Below are 16,949 nucleotides of genomic sequence, written 5' to 3' on the forward strand. Positions count from 1 at the left end.
ATGGATATCAGCACCCTTATTACTGCTTCCGGTTACCTGCAGCTGTCTGTGGATGAAAGCAAAATCCCCTGGGACGAACCGGCCTTTAGCCAGCGCATGCTGGAGAACCATCTGTCGCAGGATCATGACTGGGCCAGCCGCAGGCTAACGGTGATTGAACAACAGGTCGCGTGGATTGCCAGCCAGCTACCGGCTGGCGCACGCATTCTGGATCTCGGCTGCGGGCCCGGATTTTATACACGTTTGTTGTCCGAACGTGGATTTCGCTGCACGGGCGTGGACTTCTCACCAGCCTCCATTGAATGGGCACGCCAGCAGGCACAACGCGCGGGCCAGAACATTGATTACATCCAGCAGGATATCCGCACCTACTGCCCGCAAGCACCGTTCGATTTCATCATGATGACCTTCGGAGAGCTGAATGTATTCAGTGCCGCAGACGCTCAGGCCCTATTCAGCCGCTGCGCGCGATGGCTGGTGCCGGGCGGCAGGCTGCTCGCTGAAGTTCATACTTTTGATGAAATTAAGCGTCAGGGCATGGCCCCGGCGAGCTGGCAGCGTTGTCCGCACGGGCTGTTCCTTGCGGTGCCTCATCTGTTGTTAACCGAAAATGCCTGGGATGAAGAGGCCCAGACCAGCTCAACGCAGTTCTGGGCGATAGATGAAAGCGGGCGTACTACCCGCTTTGGTAGCCAGATGACGGCCTGGCGGGATGACGACTATGTCTCCCTGCTCGGTAACGCGGGCTTTAACGTCCTGCAGCGCCCGGACAGCCACGAATGGCCGGTAAGCGAGACGTTTGAGGGCAAACTTTTTGCACTGCTGGCGGAGAAAGCGCCCCACTCTGAAGACCCGATTGACCAAAGGATTTAAGCAATGGCTGTAATATCTTTCACCCCAAAATGATTGGCCGTCGTCATTACGAACACCATGAAAAATAGCTCTGTTGCCGTCAGATTAGAATGGCCTGCATAAAAGTATGTCCCGTTTAGTTCCTCGACCGTATCCACGTTCAGTCCCTTGTCGATCCTTTGTGGAACGCAATCATAACGGCGCATGAAAGGACAATATGAGATCTAACGCTCTGAATTAAAAGAACGGGGATTTTATTTTCGGTTAATAAAATCCCCGCTAGACATAATTACTGGAACTTATTTATTCATCCCACGAATTAATTTGCGACGATCTATTAACTTTCCGGTCTCATCGTAATAACGGCTGGACCTTATAAATCTGGTTTAAGAGATGCCAATAAATTTCGCTTCAACTCAGGGTCTATCCGCTCCCAGTTGAATAGCAACAATGCCAGATCGTCATCATCGGTGTAGAAATAGGCCGTCGGCACTTCAAGCGCTTTGGCTAATTGATGCACTACTTCGATACTGGCCTGATGAACGCCCTGCTCATATCGATTGATTCTTGTGCTTGCGACAAACTCGTCTATCCCGGCAAGCATGCCGAGCTTCTTCTGCGAGAGACCTTTCGCCAGCCTGGCATGTTTCAGACGCTGGCAAAAAATCTGTTGGTAGGTAGTGGATTCGTTCATAGCTACGATAGTCGTAGCTTTATACGTTTCCCGATACTACGAGAAACGTAACTCATAATGCTGGATTTCAAATAAGTTTTTGTTAATTCGACTTTACTTAAAAGGTTCAGCCTGAAGAGATGTCAATAATGTGTTCTTCAACTCAGGCTCTATCCGCTCCCAGTTGAACAGCAACAATGCCAAGTCGTCATCATCGGTATAGAAATACGCCGTCGGCACTTCAAGCGCTTTCGCGAGTTGATGCACTACTTCGATACTGGCCTGATGAACGCCTTGCTCATATCGATTGATTCTGGTGCTTGCGACAAACTCGTCTATCCCGGCAAGCATGCCGAGCTTCTTCTGCGAGAGACCTTTCGCCAGCCTGGCATGTTTCAGACGCAGGCAAAAAATCTGTTGGTAGGTAGTGGATTCGTTCATAGCTACGATAGTCGTAGCTTTATACGTTTCCCGATACTACGAGAAACGTAACTGATGTGCCGCGGTTTCCAATAAGTTCTTGTTACATAGGTCTTTCATTGAAAAATGACGAACGATCGCAAAACTACGAAATTCGTAGTTTTTGTAATGGATATAAAACTACGAATCTCGTAGCATTTCATTGTTAGCACATCACATTACTTTTCGTCGCATGGAGGGAATCATGAACAAACAAGACTGGCACCAGGCGGATATCATCGCCTCGTTACGCAAGAAAGGAACATCACTGGCAGCCGTGTCTCGCGCTTGCGGGCTTAGCTCATCAACGCTGGCAAACGCACTGACACGAGAGTGGCCCAAAGGGGAGTATTTGATAGCCGAAGCGATAGGAGTACACCCGTCGGTGATTTGGCCTAGCCGGTATTTTCGGGATGGGGTGTTGGTGGAAAGACGGGAGTTGATAAGAAAGGGAGCTGGGAAGTAATTTCAGGAAAAGAGAAACAGGAAATGATGTTGGCCTAAGCGTTAAAAGCGAACACACGTATGAAGTATTGAACTTGCCCCATCGATAGGCGGGGCTGGTCAGCACAAATCTGTTTTTATTTATTCTTCCCACGGATTAATTCACGACGATCTATTAATTTTCCGTTCTCATCGTAATAACGGCTGGGCCAGATGCAACACGGCTCAACACCTAACGCATCGGCAATCAAACACTCACCTTTCGGCCATGGTCGGTTAAGCGCGTTCGCCAACGTGGAAGAGCTTAAACCACTTTGACGAGATAGCGCCGCCAGCGACGAGTTGCGCTTACGCAATTGCGCAATGATATCAGCCGGATGCATATCAGTTCTTTTCTGCATATCACTCCTTAAAGGCTAGCCGCAGTATACATTTTAACCATAAATACTAAGCATAACTTAGTGCATTTTCAACTATCAGCTACCAGAATCATGATTCTGTTTCCAGACTTTTCAGGATCATCATGTTGCCGCATCGGTTAAAAGAAGCACGTTTAAGAGCAGGTCTTTCACAGCAAAAGTTAGGCATTCTTGCGGGTATCGACGAAGCCACTGCCAGCGCACGGATGAACCAATACGAAAGAGGCATCCACACACCAGATTTTGCTTTGGCGTGCAAACTCGCTGAAGTGCTGAATGTTCCATCCTGTTACTTTTATACGGTTGAGGATGATTTGGCAGAGGTGGTGATGGGGTGGTTTAGGATAGCGTAAATTTGACATCATATTAACGAGGCCGGTTAATTAAGTGAAATGACACATAGAAATCATATTATAATACGGTGCGAAGGCCGGACTCAAATATCAATTCAACACAATGAAATTAAACGAAAAATTAATAAGGACTGTCTCATGTGCCCCCTTTTGTGCCCCCATCATTTTTTGTGACCATATCTACCTCAACTTGTTGGTTTTATAGAAAAAATCCAAAAAATCTCTTACTTGGTTTGGATCCGTTACTCGGATCCGAACCGGAACAGAAAAAAACTTTTTTTCAGGAAAACTGTTCACACTGTTCACTCTGTATTTTTTATCTTAATTTTCATTATGATACAGCGTGAATGGTTGGTGAATAGTGAACACTTTACTGTTCACCATAACTACAGCAAAGCCAAAATTCGGCATACTGGTATGTACTAGTAATTTACTTCGGACACAGGAGTATTGTTCATTTCAAGATGTAGAGTTTGGGGAACTTTAGATTGGAAGGTTATCCTATCTCCGATCACTATAGAGTGTTTTTACTATACAGATTACGCATGCTTCTTTCATTTAATTAGCAATTGAATGATAATTATTGTAATTATTTAATTGCTAGCTATTCCAGCCACCATTTTCACTTTACAATGATATATTCATCCACTCCCACGGAATATTTGTATGGAATACCATTAGTAGCTGAAAGCTCATTCGCTGAGGGGCTTATACCGTTAAGAGCGAGAAAATGGATCAGGAAAGTGCCAGCGCTGCTTAAGCTATGCACAAATGTAAGCTCATAACTTTCGCCAGCACCGATATTAACGAATTGAAGTGGCATTCTGTTAAGGGTACCCGTATAACGTCCTGAAAGGAGATTAATTGGTTCCTGAAAGGCTGGTTTACCCTCGGTGAATTTAATAGGGATCAAAGTCAAGGAATCATCGTCCAGCGTAACTCTACTTTCTTTGGTACCAAGATTTGATAGGGTGACCTTGATCTGTAGTAATTTTTGGCCATTTTCGATAGGCTGAACAATCGAATCGACCTTTACCTGAATATGCGGTGTTTGAGTAGTCTTCTGCTTTAATTCTTTTAGCGTATATTCTGTAACTTCTTTTTCTTTTTTCACATAAATAGTTGAATAATAACCCCAAAGCCCGACGACAACAGCTGCAATTATCGTTGTGATTTGTGTAATAATTTGAATCCAGAGATGGAAACATCGAACCCTCCTCGACGAACTATCCTTCACGATAAACTCCTTGCTTGATTTAACACAGTAAACAATCATGACACTCACTGTAATCTATAAACATATTATAAAATATGCAATTATATTACCTATCTCAAAACATGAATGGAGTTAACATTTAACACAGCTTTAGTTTTGTGATGCCCAGAATGTCCAAAGAAGATATCTCCATCAACCTTCACGTACTTCCCGAGAATATCAAGGCGATTTTCATAAATTGCATCCGTGAGATTCAATTGGAACATACATGAATTTCCATTCTCATATAGCGCACCATTTTCCATGCTCCGCCCTACCAAACTAATCGGTGAATTCACATACAAAACCCAATAAAACTGAGGCCTGTCACCATTATTTATTGATTCATAATTCGGGGGGCCGGGAAACACCTCCTCTCTTACTTTTCCGAATAAGGTGGTAAATTGCCCTTCTAGGAGTTCATTTGGAACGTTAGAATTTTCTAAAAACAATGAATTTTTCGACCTAAATACTTTTCTCCGGATATTTTGAGAAAAAAGGACACCCATAACAGCAATAATTATTGAAACTATAACGCCTATTCCTTGCCATGAATCACTCGATAAAAATGCAACCACAGTTATTGCCTCTCTTAAACTAAATTATAGGGATTGCGGGTACAATCATCATTGTCTTTTAGCCCAAAGCTTTCAAGCAATCAAAACAATCGCATACCCTTGCTTCGCTCTAGCACATCATTGCAGTTATCAGCTCATCAATATGACTGTTATCTATTCCCAAAACGATCACCCTAATCGAATTGGACTATACGTGAAAGGTAATGATGAATAGAAAGAAAAACTTTTCCACGAAAAATATTCACACAGTTCACTTTTGCCGTTTTTTAGAAAAAAATGACCGGCATAGCCGGTCTGAGATAGGTTATTTCGCTGCGGGCTCATCGCATTTCGGCAGCCAGTCGGCATTACTTTCCTCCCTGAGTGCCAGATTGGTCTGCATCCCCTGATTGGTTCGCCGCTTGTCATAGTTCAGCCCGTACTCTTTGAGCATGGACGACAGTCCTTTCCCGAACATGGTCAGGCTGAGAGTGTTCTTATAGCCGTGCGCCTCCATGTAAATCAGATAGGCGTGATACAGGTAGAGCCGGGGCTGGCGCGGGATAATGTTGGCGTTCCCCATAAACATCCCGTCAGGCTCCGGTAGCGCCTCAAGGTAGCCGCAAAAATCAAAGGTCGGGTCAGCATCCCGTTTAATGCTGAGTGCCTCGTCGGAGTTCTGCTGAGACTGTAGCAACGTCCTCGCGCTCATCGGGTCGCTGAACTTCTGCATGAGCTGGCGCACAATGACGGCCAGCTCACGGGCAATCTTGTCTTTCAGCTTCGGGTCGCGCTCTTCAGGGGCGATTTGTTCCGGGAAGTGCAGAATCACCCGGCGACGGGAGACACCGCCGCTGCGGTCAGTGAAGCGCATCGGGTTATTGTTCACGGCCAGAATGACCGCCGGAATGTGCGTCGAATACGCATCCTTGTATTTCGGGTCAACCGACACGGCATCGCCGCCGGTGATGGCCTTAAGCCCTGCGCCGTCGCCGCTCCATTTCTCCTGGTCAGGCAGTCGAATCAGCGAGAAACCTATCAGGGCGGCGCGTTCACGTGGTGATTCCAGCGTTTCGATGGTCGCTGAGGTGGCGTTATCCTCCCCGGCGAGCATGGTCGCGATTTCGGCCAGAATACTCTTCCCGCTGCCGCCGGGGCCGGTCACTTCCAGAAAGAGTTGCCAGTCGTAGCGGTTCGCCAGCACCATAAACAGTGCGGCGAGAATAATATCGCGCTTCTCTGCCCGAAAACCGGCGGCACGGTCGAGCCAGCGCCAGAAATTCGGCGCATGCGATTCCAGCATTTCGCCCTCCACCGGCGGGGTAAAATCGACGTCGCACAGGGTACGCAGCCAGTGTGATTTGCTGTGCGGGCTGAATAAGCCGGTGCCGGTATCGAGCACGCCGTTGCGAAAGCCAATCAGCCGCCGCGCCGGGAAGTTCTGCTGCGGAATAATAAGTTTCAGGGTGTCGACTACCGAGCCGATTTTCCCGGACGAGAATGGGGCGCGCAGACGCTGAAACAGCCCGGCCACGTCACGGGCAAAATCAGACGGCGGGATAATTTTCCAGATACCCGCCCCATAGCGGGAAAGGAGCTGGCCGTTCGCATCGACGGCCAGCGCTTCGCCGTAATGCTCATGCACCCGCATCGCTTTCTCGCTGGTACTCATGGCAGTAAATTCTGCCTCACTCATAGTCTCAAACGGGCTGACGGCCGGGGCCTTAATTGCGTTGTATATCGCCCGGCGGGTGCAGTCTTCGCCATGCAGCATAAACGCATCGTTCCAGTCGCCGAACACCGGCGGCAGGGCCACTACGCCCTCACAGGCTTCTGCGGCCGCAGCGGCTTTGGTCTGGCCGTCGCCGTTGAGGTCACGGTCGGCCGCCAGCACAATCTGACAGGCCGGGTACTTTCGCCGGGCCAGGCTTGCCAGAGAAAGGAGGTTCACGGACGACAGCGCCACCATGACGGTTTCACCAGTGAGCTGATGCACGGTCAGAGCCGTGGCGTAGCCCTCCGCAATCCACAGGCGTTTTCCGGCCTGTTTCTGTCCTTCGATGATGTGACTTGCCCCTTTCACCTGCCCGCCCTTCAGCGTTCGTTTGAGACCGTCAGCATTGATGAGCTGGAGATTTACCAGTGCGCCGGCCCCGTCGTGCAGCGGCACCACCACATCACCGGCACGGTAGGTCACGCCGCCGGTTTTATGCGTGGCCGTCAGCGTCAGGCATTCGCGACCAGGGAAGCCCTTGCGGGTCAGATAGGCGTTGCCGGTGGCCGGACGAGCTTTCTCCATGAGTGACGTAGCAAGTTTTGCGGCCGCTGTGCGACCAGCCTCAGTTTCAGCGTCTGTTGCGGCCATTACTTCAGGAGTGACCGGCGGCAGATTGCCGGTGACGGCATTTACCTTCCCGGCCGCCTCTGACGGGTTCACACCGAAGACCTTCTCAACCAGTTTCAGGCCATCTCCCGCGCCGCACTGGTTACAGAACCACGTGCCGCGCCCCTCTTTGTCATCGAAGCGAAAACGGTCAGTGCCGCCGCACACCGGGCAGGCCTGATGCCGGTTTTTAATGACCTTCACCCCCAGCGCCGGGAGAATGCGCAGCCAGTGGCCGCTCGCCTGTTTGACGGTTTCCGTAACGTTCAGTTTCATGGCGTTTTCTCCCTCAGTGCAGTGCCGGTGTGTTGATGTGGCGGGCGCATAACTCATCCATCACGACCAGCCCGAGAAAGGACAGTGACGGCACAGCTTTCAGTGGCCCGGCTTCCATCAAATCTTCAAGCAGCGCACAAGCAATCTGACGGCCTTTTTCCTCACCGTGCTGGCGCAGATAGAAGCCCTCGAGTTCGTCAGTCATGGCGCTTTCCAGCGTGTCGAGGGTGAGGCGCGGATAGCGGTGCTGATGTTCGCATACGGTCAGCCAGGCACAGGCGACGGCCCGGCGGTAGAGGGCGACACGTAAAGCCGGGGTTAATGGCTGCTTCATACGTTTGCCTCCCCGGTGAGCCAGCGCTGATTACAGCGTTCGACCACACTGTCGAGCTGAGCAGTCATGAGGTAAATCACAGAGGAAAGCTGTGACTGCTGCGCCGGATCCCGACGCACGGAAGTACAGTCCTGTACCTGCGACATTTCACTGACGAACTGGCCGACGTTGCGCAGGTGCTCGAGACATTCGAGATCTTTGATTGTGAGAGAAGGCTGATTCATACATGCACCTCCGCTACCGGCAGACGACCAGCAAACGAGAGAACATATTCGCGAATAAGGGCACGGCGTGCAGAGCACTCATCACCGGCAATAGTACGGATCATACAGATACGGGGTTTACGGTCTGCGCGACGGACGGCGGCAAACACAAAGACAAACTGCGGGTGAGACGGGGTGAGGATTGTAGCCATGATGGCAGCCTCCAATAAGTAGCGGTAAATGCCACCACTGGAGTTCCTACACTCATGGGTGGTGGCCCGAACGGGGGTAGGAATACCGGCCTTATTGGAAACCGGCCAGCCCGAAGGCTGCCCCGCCCGGACCACCATTATCTGACAGGGGCTAAGGTATAAGCACCACAGCCCGAAAAATGGGTGTGCCTGAGCAACGACGTAAAAAAAGACGCAAGGCGCGTCTGTTGTCGCCAATAAGTAACTCGGGTTCCTACGCCCGGCTGCCGATTTTGCGACAGCGGGAAAACTGTACCAGGAAACAAACAACAGATGCAAGCCAGAAAAAGGGGATTTTTGCGGCGCAGCCTTCTTCATGCGTCATAGCCTCTGTTACGGGCGGCGATGCGATCGGCCATCCACGCGGCAATTTCGGAGTGAAGCCACGCAACATTTTTGCCGCCGAGGGATACCTGCTGCGGAAAGGCATTCCGGCTGATGAGGTCATAGATGGTGGAGCGGGAGATACCACACAAATGCATCACTTCAGGCAGGCGTAGAAAACGCTCCTGAACGGCATCTGAGACCGGCATCATTGGTGCGGCGGGGGCAGAAGACGGGGAAGAAAAAGCAGTGTGCATCGGGCTACCTCATAAAATCTATACAGTGCCGGACGTGTCCTTCCGGCTTCGGGTAGCTATCTATTTTGTGAATATTTTGGCTCGGGGCAACAAATTATTTTTAACTACCACACCCCATAACTGATTGATTTTCAAGCTATAGCAATGATTTTGTATACGTTTGCATTTCATTGCACTTCACTGCACGATCCCTTAATTGTTTTGGCGATAAAAAAAAATATATCAACCTGAATAAAGCCTAAATCAGGAACGCATTGGGGAAGATGTAGAGTGAACAGTAGTGAACACTCAGTGAACACTTCCCTCTCAACTGTTCACTCTCTAACTTGCTGTATTACCTTCTTTTTTATTCTTAGTGAACAGTAGTGAGTAGTTATAAGTAGAAAAACAAACAGAAACAGGGTCTTCCAGAGACCTTTCTCTGGCCAGCCGGGTTTAACCGCCCTTGCTTGTGCCAGAAGTGCCACAACTGCATTGGATCGAGTTGTTGTCTGGGGCGGGGCAGAATGGTGTCAGGTTGAAAACACAGAGAGCCCGACGATGAAAAAAGACATGTTTACCGCCGTAATGAAAACCATCGGCAGCACGCAGTATGAGAAAACCCGCACTCTCATTGACGGTACCCTGAAGGCCATGAATGAGACAGCCTCCCGTAACGCCGCTGCCAGTCTGAACAAGGCGCTGGCGTCATTCATTCAGGCAAAAACGGCCCACACTGACAATATGCTCAAGCTGAACGATATCAGCGCGTCTATCATCCGCAGCGAGAAAGAGCGTCAGAACGCGCTGGAAGAAAGTGCTGAGGCTGTGCAGAACTGGCGCACCCGTTTCCGTGAGCTGCGCGGGGTAATGACCCCTGAGATGAAGGCCGAGCACAGCCAGCGAACGGCCAGCCGCGAACTGGCAGAGGAATTTACCGGGCTGATTGCCGACCTTGAAGATGATAAAGCCCGCGTGATGCTGGCCGCATGTACCTCCGGAAAAGACTATGTCTGCGCCCATCTCAGTGCATTCTCCGTCTGTGCACAGAATGAATGGGCAGAGGCGATGAAGAATATCAGCCCGGCACTGGTGCGGGCTTTCACCCTTCGACTGCGTGAGCTCGAACTGAAGGGGGGAGAACATCCCCACAAAAAACTGTATGAGGAACTGGGGGCACAGGTACTGACGCAGAGCCATTTTTACACTTTCAATATGGAGCGGGAGCCGGTTATTTCCCAGCTCGGCCTCCACCGCCCGGCACTTACTGGTGTGGATATGGATCTCTACAAAAGCCCCGTGCGCCGGATGGCAAAAAGCGCAGAACTGGCAGCAAAAAGTAAAACGCAGGAGGTGAAGCCATGATGCGCTGCCCGTTCTGTCGAAAACCCTCGCATGTACGCACCAGCCGCTATCTGGCAGACAACGTCAAACAGTGCTACTACCAATGCATCGATGTGTTCTGCTCTGCCACGTTTCGCACCATTGAATCCATCGATGACGTGATACACCAGCCAACAAAAAAACAAGAGCCGGAGCCGGCTCCTGTGGCACCGCAGGCTCGCCCCTTGCTCGACCGCGCCCGCTCATCGATGCGCCACTGATTCAGGAGACGAAAAGATGACCCGCATTCCACTGGAGCAGGCCGTTGAGGCCTGCCAGCAAAACAAAGTGGCCTGGCTGACCTGTAAGGCGGCGCTGTCGCAGGCTGAAATGGTGTACAGAGAGTATGAACTGACCGGCCATGTGACCGGGGAGGATACACCAGAAACCCTGCGTGACCGCGTTGACCTGAAAAAATGGGAAGTGAATCAGGCCGCCGGGCATTACATCCTGGCGCATGAAGCGGTACAGCGTATCAGTATCCGTCGCCAGCTCCGCGCCTTTATGTCAGAACACGGCTCAGCAATGGCCGCAGCCCTCGCCCCGGAGCTGATGCACCTCAACGGACAGCCGGAGAGGGTCAGGGAGCGAGCGCTCGACCGTGCGGCCGCCAGCATCCGAGAGGCGCTTTCGGTGCATCTGACGACACAGCCCGGCATCAGTTACGCAGAAGACGACCGGGATATTCTGACCGCCATTGGATTCCGGCCGGACAGAGCGTCCCGGACAGACTGTCAGGCAAAATATTCACCCGAACAGTGCCAGATTTTCCTGCGAAGACAAGCGAAGCAGACCCGCAAAAAATCCGCGTAAAAATCCCCAAAAAAAACTGCTATTTCGCAAAAAATGACCATGCACGCCTGGGCTGCATGGTTTTGCATGCAAAATCCTGAATTTTACTCGCCCTTCCGCGCCAGCTCTGGCGCGGCCTCAGCCAGATTATGCACCTGCATTAAAACCCACCCCAAAAGCGGGCAGGCGTGGCGGGGAGAGCATTGCGCGCTGGAGTAATAATTAATTATTTATTATCTCGATCTGTGTTTGCCGTTGGGCCGCGCGAATTCGCGAGAATGCAGGATAGGAATGGTGTTATTTGAGTGGGTTAGCAGGCCTCTAAGGAGTTCAGGTCAAGTGGAAGGAATGCTGCCCGGAGATGATGGAAATCAGTCATTTTGGTGTTATAAACCTACTTCAGATTTAATACATACATATGTAGACAAATATCAATCCAGAAGTATATTCTTATAATCAATCCAAACTGAGCATCCAAAAAAAATACAGGGAGTTATAAATGCAATTTTACTTCCATGAAGTTGGTATAAAAGGAGCAGAGAGTGCGTTCCCCAAAACAGTTTATAAAAAAATAAAGACGGAGAATATTGCTAGTTTCACTAACAATCCAGAACACATCCAGAAAGTCTTAAATAATGAATTCAGTGATGGATTTTGCAACGTATGGGGTGTACCCAAAGGAGCTGCAAGCATAATAAAAAAAATTCAAATTGGTGATATTGTCTTGCTTGTCAGGACAAGAGCTAAGGACGGAGACATACCTATATTATGCAAAATAAAGTTTATATTAAATGAACCATCGCCTGAGTTGTCAAAATCATTATGGGGTGACGAGCGCTTTCCCTTAATATTTTTGTTTGATTCTGAAGTAATTAGCTACACATGGAAAGAGTTAGTGAATGATTTAGGATATAGTCATAAATTCCGCCCAAACGGTAGCATTTATAGAGTTATGGAAGAAAGGCTAATTATCCATAATGGTGCGAATGGGTATTTGCGAAAAATAAGAAAATCAATCTCTAGCAATAATTTAAAAAGTGAAGTTTTATTTTCAGAAGGGCTACAACAAAGAAAGGAGATTTCTTTTTTCTCTAGAAATTCACGGCTTGTATCGATAGCAAAAGAATTACATGGATATCGATGCCATGTTTGTGACTTTGATTTTGAAGAGTATTACGGCGATATAGGAAAAGAATTTATAGAATGTCACCATTTGAATCCACTATCTGAAAGCAATTCAGAGGAAATGATTCAAACACATCTAAAAGATGTAATTACCGTTTGCTCAAATTGTCATAAAATGATCCATAAAAGAACCCCGCCCTTTAGCATTGAGGAAATAAAATGCAAAATTAAAAAAACAACCCCGTAAGGGGTTATTTTACATTTGAGGCAGATACTTTATTAGGTCTCGCATCGATTATAACCAATTCCTTACTTTCCTTAACCCCTAGTTCTTTAAACACTTTAATTAGCTTAGATAGTTCTGTATCATTAAAATACAAAATCACCTTTATAGATTTTTTAGTTTCATTTGCTGACTCGTAGACTTTTACCTGATTTGCTAGATTCTGCTTTAGCTTAGAGTTACTGGCTAATTTAAACTCGACCAATGTTTTATCTTTGGAGCCTCGTGATATCTTGTAATCCACTGGTCCTCTACCATTATCAACTTCGCTGTTTACATCCGAAATACTAGCAAACCATGTCAATCGAAACATTAACTGTAAATCAGCTTCTCGTTTAACAGGTACACCATTCAAGTAGAAAACTTTATATCCGTTGTTATTTTCGATAACTTGTTTAAGGTAACTAACCCGTTTATAAGTTTCTTCGAATGTGTCATCCTTTGCATGAAAGAAGTCTTCATTCCTTTCAAAAATCATATTAACTAAAAGCTGTACAGCTTCAACATATCTACGCTCAGTTTCACTAACTTTTGCATCGCTCTCGCGATTAGCCCCATTTGGGTTCTGTTCTTTATAACGGATATAATAATCTATAAAGCTAGGATAGTTCTTTATAGTTAAATCCGCAGCTAGCTCCCTTTCTTTTTTCTTTGCCTCATCAGGCAAACATCTATTAAAGTAATCTGATAACTGACCACGTAATTGATCATTAGAGATACTATCACATATATCTCTAAAGTCCTCTATCATTTCATTCCTGTTAATCCAAGTTTCATCTTTTGTAAGTATATCCCTTGGTGTTAAAAGAACATAATCGCCATCATAAGTTGGCAGTGTGAATTTCTTTGATGACCAACTTCGAGTTTCATAATTAAATTCAACCTTAGCCACCATGTGCTCTGCGAGATATTTCTTTTCTATATTATCTTTAGCAAAATCTTCAGTATACTTTAATAAAAAAGATTTAATTAAGTTGGTGGTAAAATCACTTACGCTGTCCTTTCCAATGCCTTCCTTAATTAAGCACAACTTCTCAAGATGACTACCTTCCGTTATTTCTTCCTTGCCAAAATTTTGAAGTACACTAGAGAATGAATTGTTTAATGATTTTGCGAAATCAATACCAAGGCCACTACCACCATTACCAACAATACTATAACCTAACCAGTTTTGCTTTACCTCTGGGAATAAAAACCAACTTTTAATCAAGCCACTATTCAATTCACCGTGTTGAGATCGGTCTCGTAAAAAAGAAACATATTTTATTATACTTTGATGCAATTCTTTATAGCTTTCATTGTTAAATAATAAAAATGGATCTATAAACAATGGAAGATCATTAATTAACGAAATATTGAAAGCACCATAGTTTTTTATTTTTTCTGGTGCAACATTAAAAAAATCCGAGAAATATATTCTTAATTTAGGCATGGTAGTTTCCTTAAAATAATTCTATCCAGTAAAAATCCCATAACTACATTACGCTTCATTCCGCTAACATTTCAAGTCGGGTGTGAGGGTAACTCTGAGAAACGTGATAATGATTACATAACATCTCACATAGTTTAGTCTGAAAACTAGTTCGACTTAGCATAATCATAAGGTGCAACATATATTTTTTTATTTGCATCTAAGTAATCAGCCCACCACTGCACCATCAATCTCCGCTCATCTAAATGCTCAGAAGTGTGGATATAAGCCGCTCGTACACTATTACGTTCTGAGTGGCTTAACTGGCGCTCTATCGCGTCATCACTCCATAACCCTGACTCACCTAAAGCACCACGCGCCATCGTTCTAAAGCCATGCCCACATACTTCGGTTTTTGTGTCATAACCCATCGCACGCAATGCGCTATTTACCGTGTTTTCACTCATAACCTTAGTTGCGTCATGATCGCCCGGAAAAAGCAGTTCTTTATCACCACTAATCTGCTTTAACTGGCCTAACAAATTCATCGCCTGACGACTAAGTGGAACGATATGCTCCTCTTTCATCTTCATGCCACGATACGAATAACGCACCCCCTTAATTTCTTCTCGTTTTGCAGGTATACGCCAAAGAAATTTATCGAAGTCGAACTCATCCCAACGCGCGAAACGTAATTCACTGGAACGCACAAAAGTTAGTAAGGAAAGCTCGACCGCGATCCGTGTCATTACACGGCCACGATATGCAGCAAGGCGTGCAAGAAACTCAGGGAAGCTGCTGGAGGGTAAAGCGGGGTAATGTCGCGCTTTGGTTGTCGATAGCGCACCGGCCATATCACTGGCTGGATTTGAGTCGATGTAATCGTTCTGTACGGCATAACGCATAATAGCCGTGACACGCTGCTGAAGACGCTGCGCAACATCATGCTTACCGCTGGCATCAACTTTTTTAATCGGGGCTAACAGGTGACTGGTTTTGAGCTGGCGAATGTCGGACGAACCGATATGAGGGAAAATATAAAGCTCAAGATAGCGAAGAACGCGCGATCGATGGTCTTCGCTCCAGCGCTTGTTACTGTCATGCCATTCACGAGCGATAGTTTCGAAAGTGTATGCCCCCGAATTCTCGGCCTGAGCCTCTTTCTGTTCGGCTTTTGGGTCTATGCCCTGTACTAAGAGCTTTTTAGCTTCGTCGCGCTTTGCTCTTGCCTGAGCAAGCGTCACAGTAGGCCAAACACCAAAAGCGAGGCGATCCTCTTTTTTGTCAGAGGGGCGTCTGTATTTCATACGCCAGTATTTGGAACCCTTAGCCGAAACCTCGAGATACAAACCGCCGCCATCGGCCATTTTGTAGGTTTTGTCTTTTGGCTTTGCGGTCTCGACCTGTCTGGCGTTGAGCTTCATTTGGGGGCACATTTCTAATCGAAGTTAAGATGCCCCCAATTATGCCCCCAATGACATCCGGATTTCAACGGACAACCTCGGACGACTCAGGACGTAAAAATCGCTGCAAGCATTGATTTTTAAGGGATAATTGGACTTTCTCGGATGGTCTTGGAAGAACTAATGGTGCCGAAGGCCGGACTCGAACCGGCACGTATTTCTACGGTTGATTTTGAATCAACTGCGTCTACCGATTTCGCCACTCCGGCACGGAAGGGATATGCTGATAGCGGGTGCGATTATACCTGTCATCCGGCACCTTGCAAGCGCCGTCTCGAGTCAGACTCGTTAAGTGTTGAAAATTTCAGCAGGCCAGAATCCTCCCCACACTCACCCCTTTCCCGCCGCCTTCTGTTAAGCACCGCCGCTTGCCATGCTCTACACTTCCAGTTCAACATCAAATTGAGGGAAGTGCGATGTCCATCATAAAAAGCTACGCCGCGAAACAGGCGGGTGCCGATCTGGAAGTTTGGGAATACGACGCGGGTGAACTGCAGCCGGAAGACGTCGAGGTGCAGGTCGATTACTGCGGCATTTGCCATTCAGACCTGTCGATGATCGACAACGAATGGGGCATGTCGAGCTATCCGCTGGTTGCTGGCCATGAAGTGATTGGTCGGGTGGCGGCGCTGGGCGCGGCGGCTCAGAACAAAGGCCTGAAAGTGGGCCAGCGTGTGGGCGTGGGCTGGACGGCGCGCAGCTGCGGACATTGCGATGCCTGCATCAGCGGCAACCAAATCAACTGCCTGGAAGGCTCGCTGCCAACCATCATCAACCGCGGCGGCTTTGCCGATAAGCTGCGCGCCGACTGGCAATGGGTCATTCCCCTTCCGGAAAGCATCGATATCGAATCCGCAGGCCCGCTGCTGTGCGGCGGCATTACCGTTTTCAAACCGCTGCTGCTCAATAACGTCACCGCCACCAGCCGCGTGGGCGTGATTGGTATCGGCGGCCTGGGGCATATCGCCATTAAACTGCTGCACGCCATGGGTGCGGAAGTGACGGCGTTCAGCTCTAATCCGGCGAAAGAGGAAGAAGTGCTGGCGATGGGTGCCGACCGGGTGGTTAACAGCCGTGATCCGGAAGCCCTGAAACAGCTGGCCGGGCAGTTCGACCTGATCATCAACACCGTGAGCGTGGATCTGGACTGGCAGCCGTACTTCGAAGCGCTGGCCTACGGCGGCAACTTCCATACCGTCGGCGCGGTGATGAAGCCGTTGCAGGTGCCTGCCTTTACCCTGATTGGCGGCGACCGCAGCATCTCCGGTTCTGCCACCGGTAACCCGGCGGAACTGCGCAAGCTGATGAAGTTTGCCGGACGCACCAAAGTGGCCCCGACCACCGAGCTGTTCCCGATGTCGCAAATCAACGAAGCCCTGAAGCACGTTCGCGAGGGCAAAGCCCGTTATCGCGTGGTGCTGAAAGCGGATTTTTAAGTCTCGCGCGTTGAGTAACGAGTGCCCGGCGGCGGCC

General features: G+C 48.4%; 19 protein-coding genes, 1 tRNA gene and 2 pseudogenes. 8 read left to right on the forward strand and 14 right to left on the reverse strand.

The window, feature by feature from the left end:
- Positions 1–852, forward strand: a pseudogene (locus ACG0Z5_RS18080) (class I SAM-dependent methyltransferase); the annotation flags it as partial.
- A gap of 23 nt (positions 853–875) precedes the next feature.
- Here the strand turns inward: ACG0Z5_RS18080 and ACG0Z5_RS18085 are convergent.
- From ACG0Z5_RS18085 to ACG0Z5_RS18095, 3 genes and pseudogenes are all read right to left on the reverse strand, one after another.
- A pseudogene (locus tag ACG0Z5_RS18085) lies at positions 876–1,010 on the reverse strand (STM2901 family protein); the annotation flags it as partial.
- 215 nt (positions 1,011–1,225) lie between these two features.
- Entirely contained in the window at positions 1,226–1,546 is a 321-nt protein-coding gene (locus tag ACG0Z5_RS18090; protein ID WP_394449920.1) for a helix-turn-helix domain-containing protein, read from the reverse strand.
- Between the two features lie 93 nt (positions 1,547–1,639).
- A complete protein-coding gene (locus ACG0Z5_RS18095; protein WP_394449922.1) occupies positions 1,640–1,966 on the reverse strand; it encodes a helix-turn-helix domain-containing protein in 327 nt (108 codons plus the stop codon).
- Positions 1,967–2,189: 223 nt separating this feature from the next.
- Here ACG0Z5_RS18095 and ACG0Z5_RS18100 point away from each other — a divergent pair, with 223 nt between their 5' ends.
- Entirely contained in the window at positions 2,190–2,450 is a 261-nt protein-coding gene (locus tag ACG0Z5_RS18100; RefSeq protein WP_394449924.1) for a helix-turn-helix domain-containing protein, read from the forward strand.
- A gap of 115 nt (positions 2,451–2,565) precedes the next feature.
- On the opposite strand, the gene ACG0Z5_RS18105 is transcribed toward ACG0Z5_RS18100, so the two are convergent.
- Positions 2,566–2,829 carry a helix-turn-helix domain-containing protein gene (locus ACG0Z5_RS18105; RefSeq protein ID WP_394449926.1) on the reverse strand — a complete coding sequence of 88 codons (264 nt, stop codon included), beginning with the start codon at positions 2,827–2,829 and terminating at the stop codon, positions 2,566–2,568.
- Positions 2,830–2,951: 122 nt separating this feature from the next.
- Here ACG0Z5_RS18105 and ACG0Z5_RS18110 point away from each other — a divergent pair, with 122 nt between their 5' ends.
- On the forward strand, positions 2,952–3,200 hold the full coding sequence (locus ACG0Z5_RS18110) for a helix-turn-helix transcriptional regulator (RefSeq protein ID WP_394449928.1): 249 nt from the start codon (positions 2,952–2,954) through the stop codon (positions 3,198–3,200).
- A gap of 622 nt (positions 3,201–3,822) precedes the next feature.
- Here ACG0Z5_RS18110 and ACG0Z5_RS18115 read toward each other — a convergent pair.
- From ACG0Z5_RS18115 to ACG0Z5_RS18145, 7 genes are all read right to left on the reverse strand, one after another.
- Positions 3,823–4,437 (reverse strand): hypothetical protein, encoded by a 615-nt coding sequence (locus tag ACG0Z5_RS18115; RefSeq protein WP_271130717.1) that lies wholly within the window; start codon positions 4,435–4,437, stop codon positions 3,823–3,825.
- An 89-nt stretch (positions 4,438–4,526) separates the two neighbouring features.
- Positions 4,527–5,033 carry a DUF4431 domain-containing protein gene (locus tag ACG0Z5_RS18120; protein ID WP_271130716.1) on the reverse strand — a complete coding sequence of 169 codons (507 nt, stop codon included), beginning with the start codon at positions 5,031–5,033 and terminating at the stop codon, positions 4,527–4,529.
- A 304-nt stretch (positions 5,034–5,337) separates the two neighbouring features.
- On the reverse strand, positions 5,338–7,671 hold the full coding sequence (locus ACG0Z5_RS18125; protein ID WP_394449930.1) for a primase-helicase zinc-binding domain-containing protein: 2,334 nt from the start codon (positions 7,669–7,671) through the stop codon (positions 5,338–5,340).
- Positions 7,672–7,684: 13 nt separating this feature from the next.
- The gene (locus ACG0Z5_RS18130) at positions 7,685–8,005 is read right to left on the reverse strand and encodes a DUF5375 domain-containing protein (RefSeq protein WP_271130714.1); all 321 of its coding nucleotides are present in this window, start codon (positions 8,003–8,005) and stop codon (positions 7,685–7,687) included.
- Complete coding sequence (locus ACG0Z5_RS18135) at positions 8,002–8,229, reverse strand: hypothetical protein (protein ID WP_271130713.1); 228 nt, start codon at positions 8,227–8,229, stop codon at positions 8,002–8,004. Before ACG0Z5_RS18135 ends, ACG0Z5_RS18130 begins: the two co-directional genes overlap by 4 nt.
- A complete protein-coding gene (locus tag ACG0Z5_RS18140) occupies positions 8,226–8,777 on the reverse strand; it encodes a host cell division inhibitor Icd-like protein (RefSeq protein WP_271130712.1) in 552 nt (183 codons plus the stop codon). The genes ACG0Z5_RS18135 and ACG0Z5_RS18140 overlap by 4 nt, the downstream gene beginning before the upstream one ends.
- Positions 8,774–9,040 (reverse strand): helix-turn-helix transcriptional regulator, encoded by a 267-nt coding sequence (locus ACG0Z5_RS18145; protein WP_271130711.1) that lies wholly within the window; start codon positions 9,038–9,040, stop codon positions 8,774–8,776. Before ACG0Z5_RS18145 ends, ACG0Z5_RS18140 begins: the two co-directional genes overlap by 4 nt.
- Positions 9,041–9,580: 540 nt before the next feature.
- On the opposite strand from ACG0Z5_RS18145, the gene ACG0Z5_RS18150 reads away from it, so the two are divergent.
- The 4 genes from ACG0Z5_RS18150 to ACG0Z5_RS18165 all read left to right on the forward strand — a co-directional run bounded on the left by ACG0Z5_RS18150 (position 9,581) and on the right by ACG0Z5_RS18165 (position 12,566).
- Positions 9,581–10,384 (forward strand): capsid protein, encoded by an 804-nt coding sequence (locus tag ACG0Z5_RS18150; RefSeq protein ID WP_394449933.1) that lies wholly within the window; start codon positions 9,581–9,583, stop codon positions 10,382–10,384.
- Positions 10,381–10,623, forward strand: a complete 243-nt coding sequence (locus ACG0Z5_RS18155; RefSeq protein WP_271130709.1) for an ogr/Delta-like zinc finger family protein — start codon at positions 10,381–10,383, stop codon at positions 10,621–10,623. Before ACG0Z5_RS18150 ends, ACG0Z5_RS18155 begins: the two co-directional genes overlap by 4 nt.
- A gap of 16 nt (positions 10,624–10,639) precedes the next feature.
- Positions 10,640–11,215 carry a phage polarity suppression protein gene (locus ACG0Z5_RS18160; RefSeq protein ID WP_394449935.1) on the forward strand — a complete coding sequence of 192 codons (576 nt, stop codon included), beginning with the start codon at positions 10,640–10,642 and terminating at the stop codon, positions 11,213–11,215.
- 478 nt (positions 11,216–11,693) lie between these two features.
- A complete protein-coding gene (locus ACG0Z5_RS18165; RefSeq protein ID WP_271130707.1) occupies positions 11,694–12,566 on the forward strand; it encodes an HNH endonuclease in 873 nt (290 codons plus the stop codon).
- A gap of 4 nt (positions 12,567–12,570) precedes the next feature.
- Here the strand turns inward: ACG0Z5_RS18165 and ACG0Z5_RS18170 are convergent, their stop codons facing one another.
- The 3 genes from ACG0Z5_RS18170 to ACG0Z5_RS18180 form a co-directional block, all read right to left on the reverse strand.
- Complete coding sequence (locus ACG0Z5_RS18170) at positions 12,571–14,034, reverse strand: hypothetical protein (RefSeq protein WP_394449937.1); 1,464 nt, start codon at positions 14,032–14,034, stop codon at positions 12,571–12,573.
- Between the two features lie 146 nt (positions 14,035–14,180).
- Positions 14,181–15,437: a tyrosine-type recombinase/integrase gene (locus ACG0Z5_RS18175; protein WP_271130705.1), complete on the reverse strand. Its 1,257-nt coding sequence runs from the start codon at positions 15,435–15,437 to the stop codon at positions 14,181–14,183.
- Positions 15,438–15,600: 163 nt separating this feature from the next.
- Positions 15,601–15,685, reverse strand: a tRNA-Leu gene (locus ACG0Z5_RS18180).
- A gap of 207 nt (positions 15,686–15,892) precedes the next feature.
- Here ACG0Z5_RS18180 and ahr point away from each other — a divergent pair.
- Positions 15,893–16,912 (forward strand): NADPH-dependent aldehyde reductase Ahr, encoded by a 1,020-nt coding sequence (ahr, locus tag ACG0Z5_RS18185; RefSeq protein WP_394449939.1) that lies wholly within the window; start codon positions 15,893–15,895, stop codon positions 16,910–16,912.
- Positions 16,913–16,949: the final 37 nt, after the last annotated feature.

It is taken from the genome of Scandinavium sp. M-37 (assembly GCF_043558715.1).
GTDB lineage: Bacteria > Pseudomonadota > Gammaproteobacteria > Enterobacterales > Enterobacteriaceae > Scandinavium > Scandinavium vulneris_A.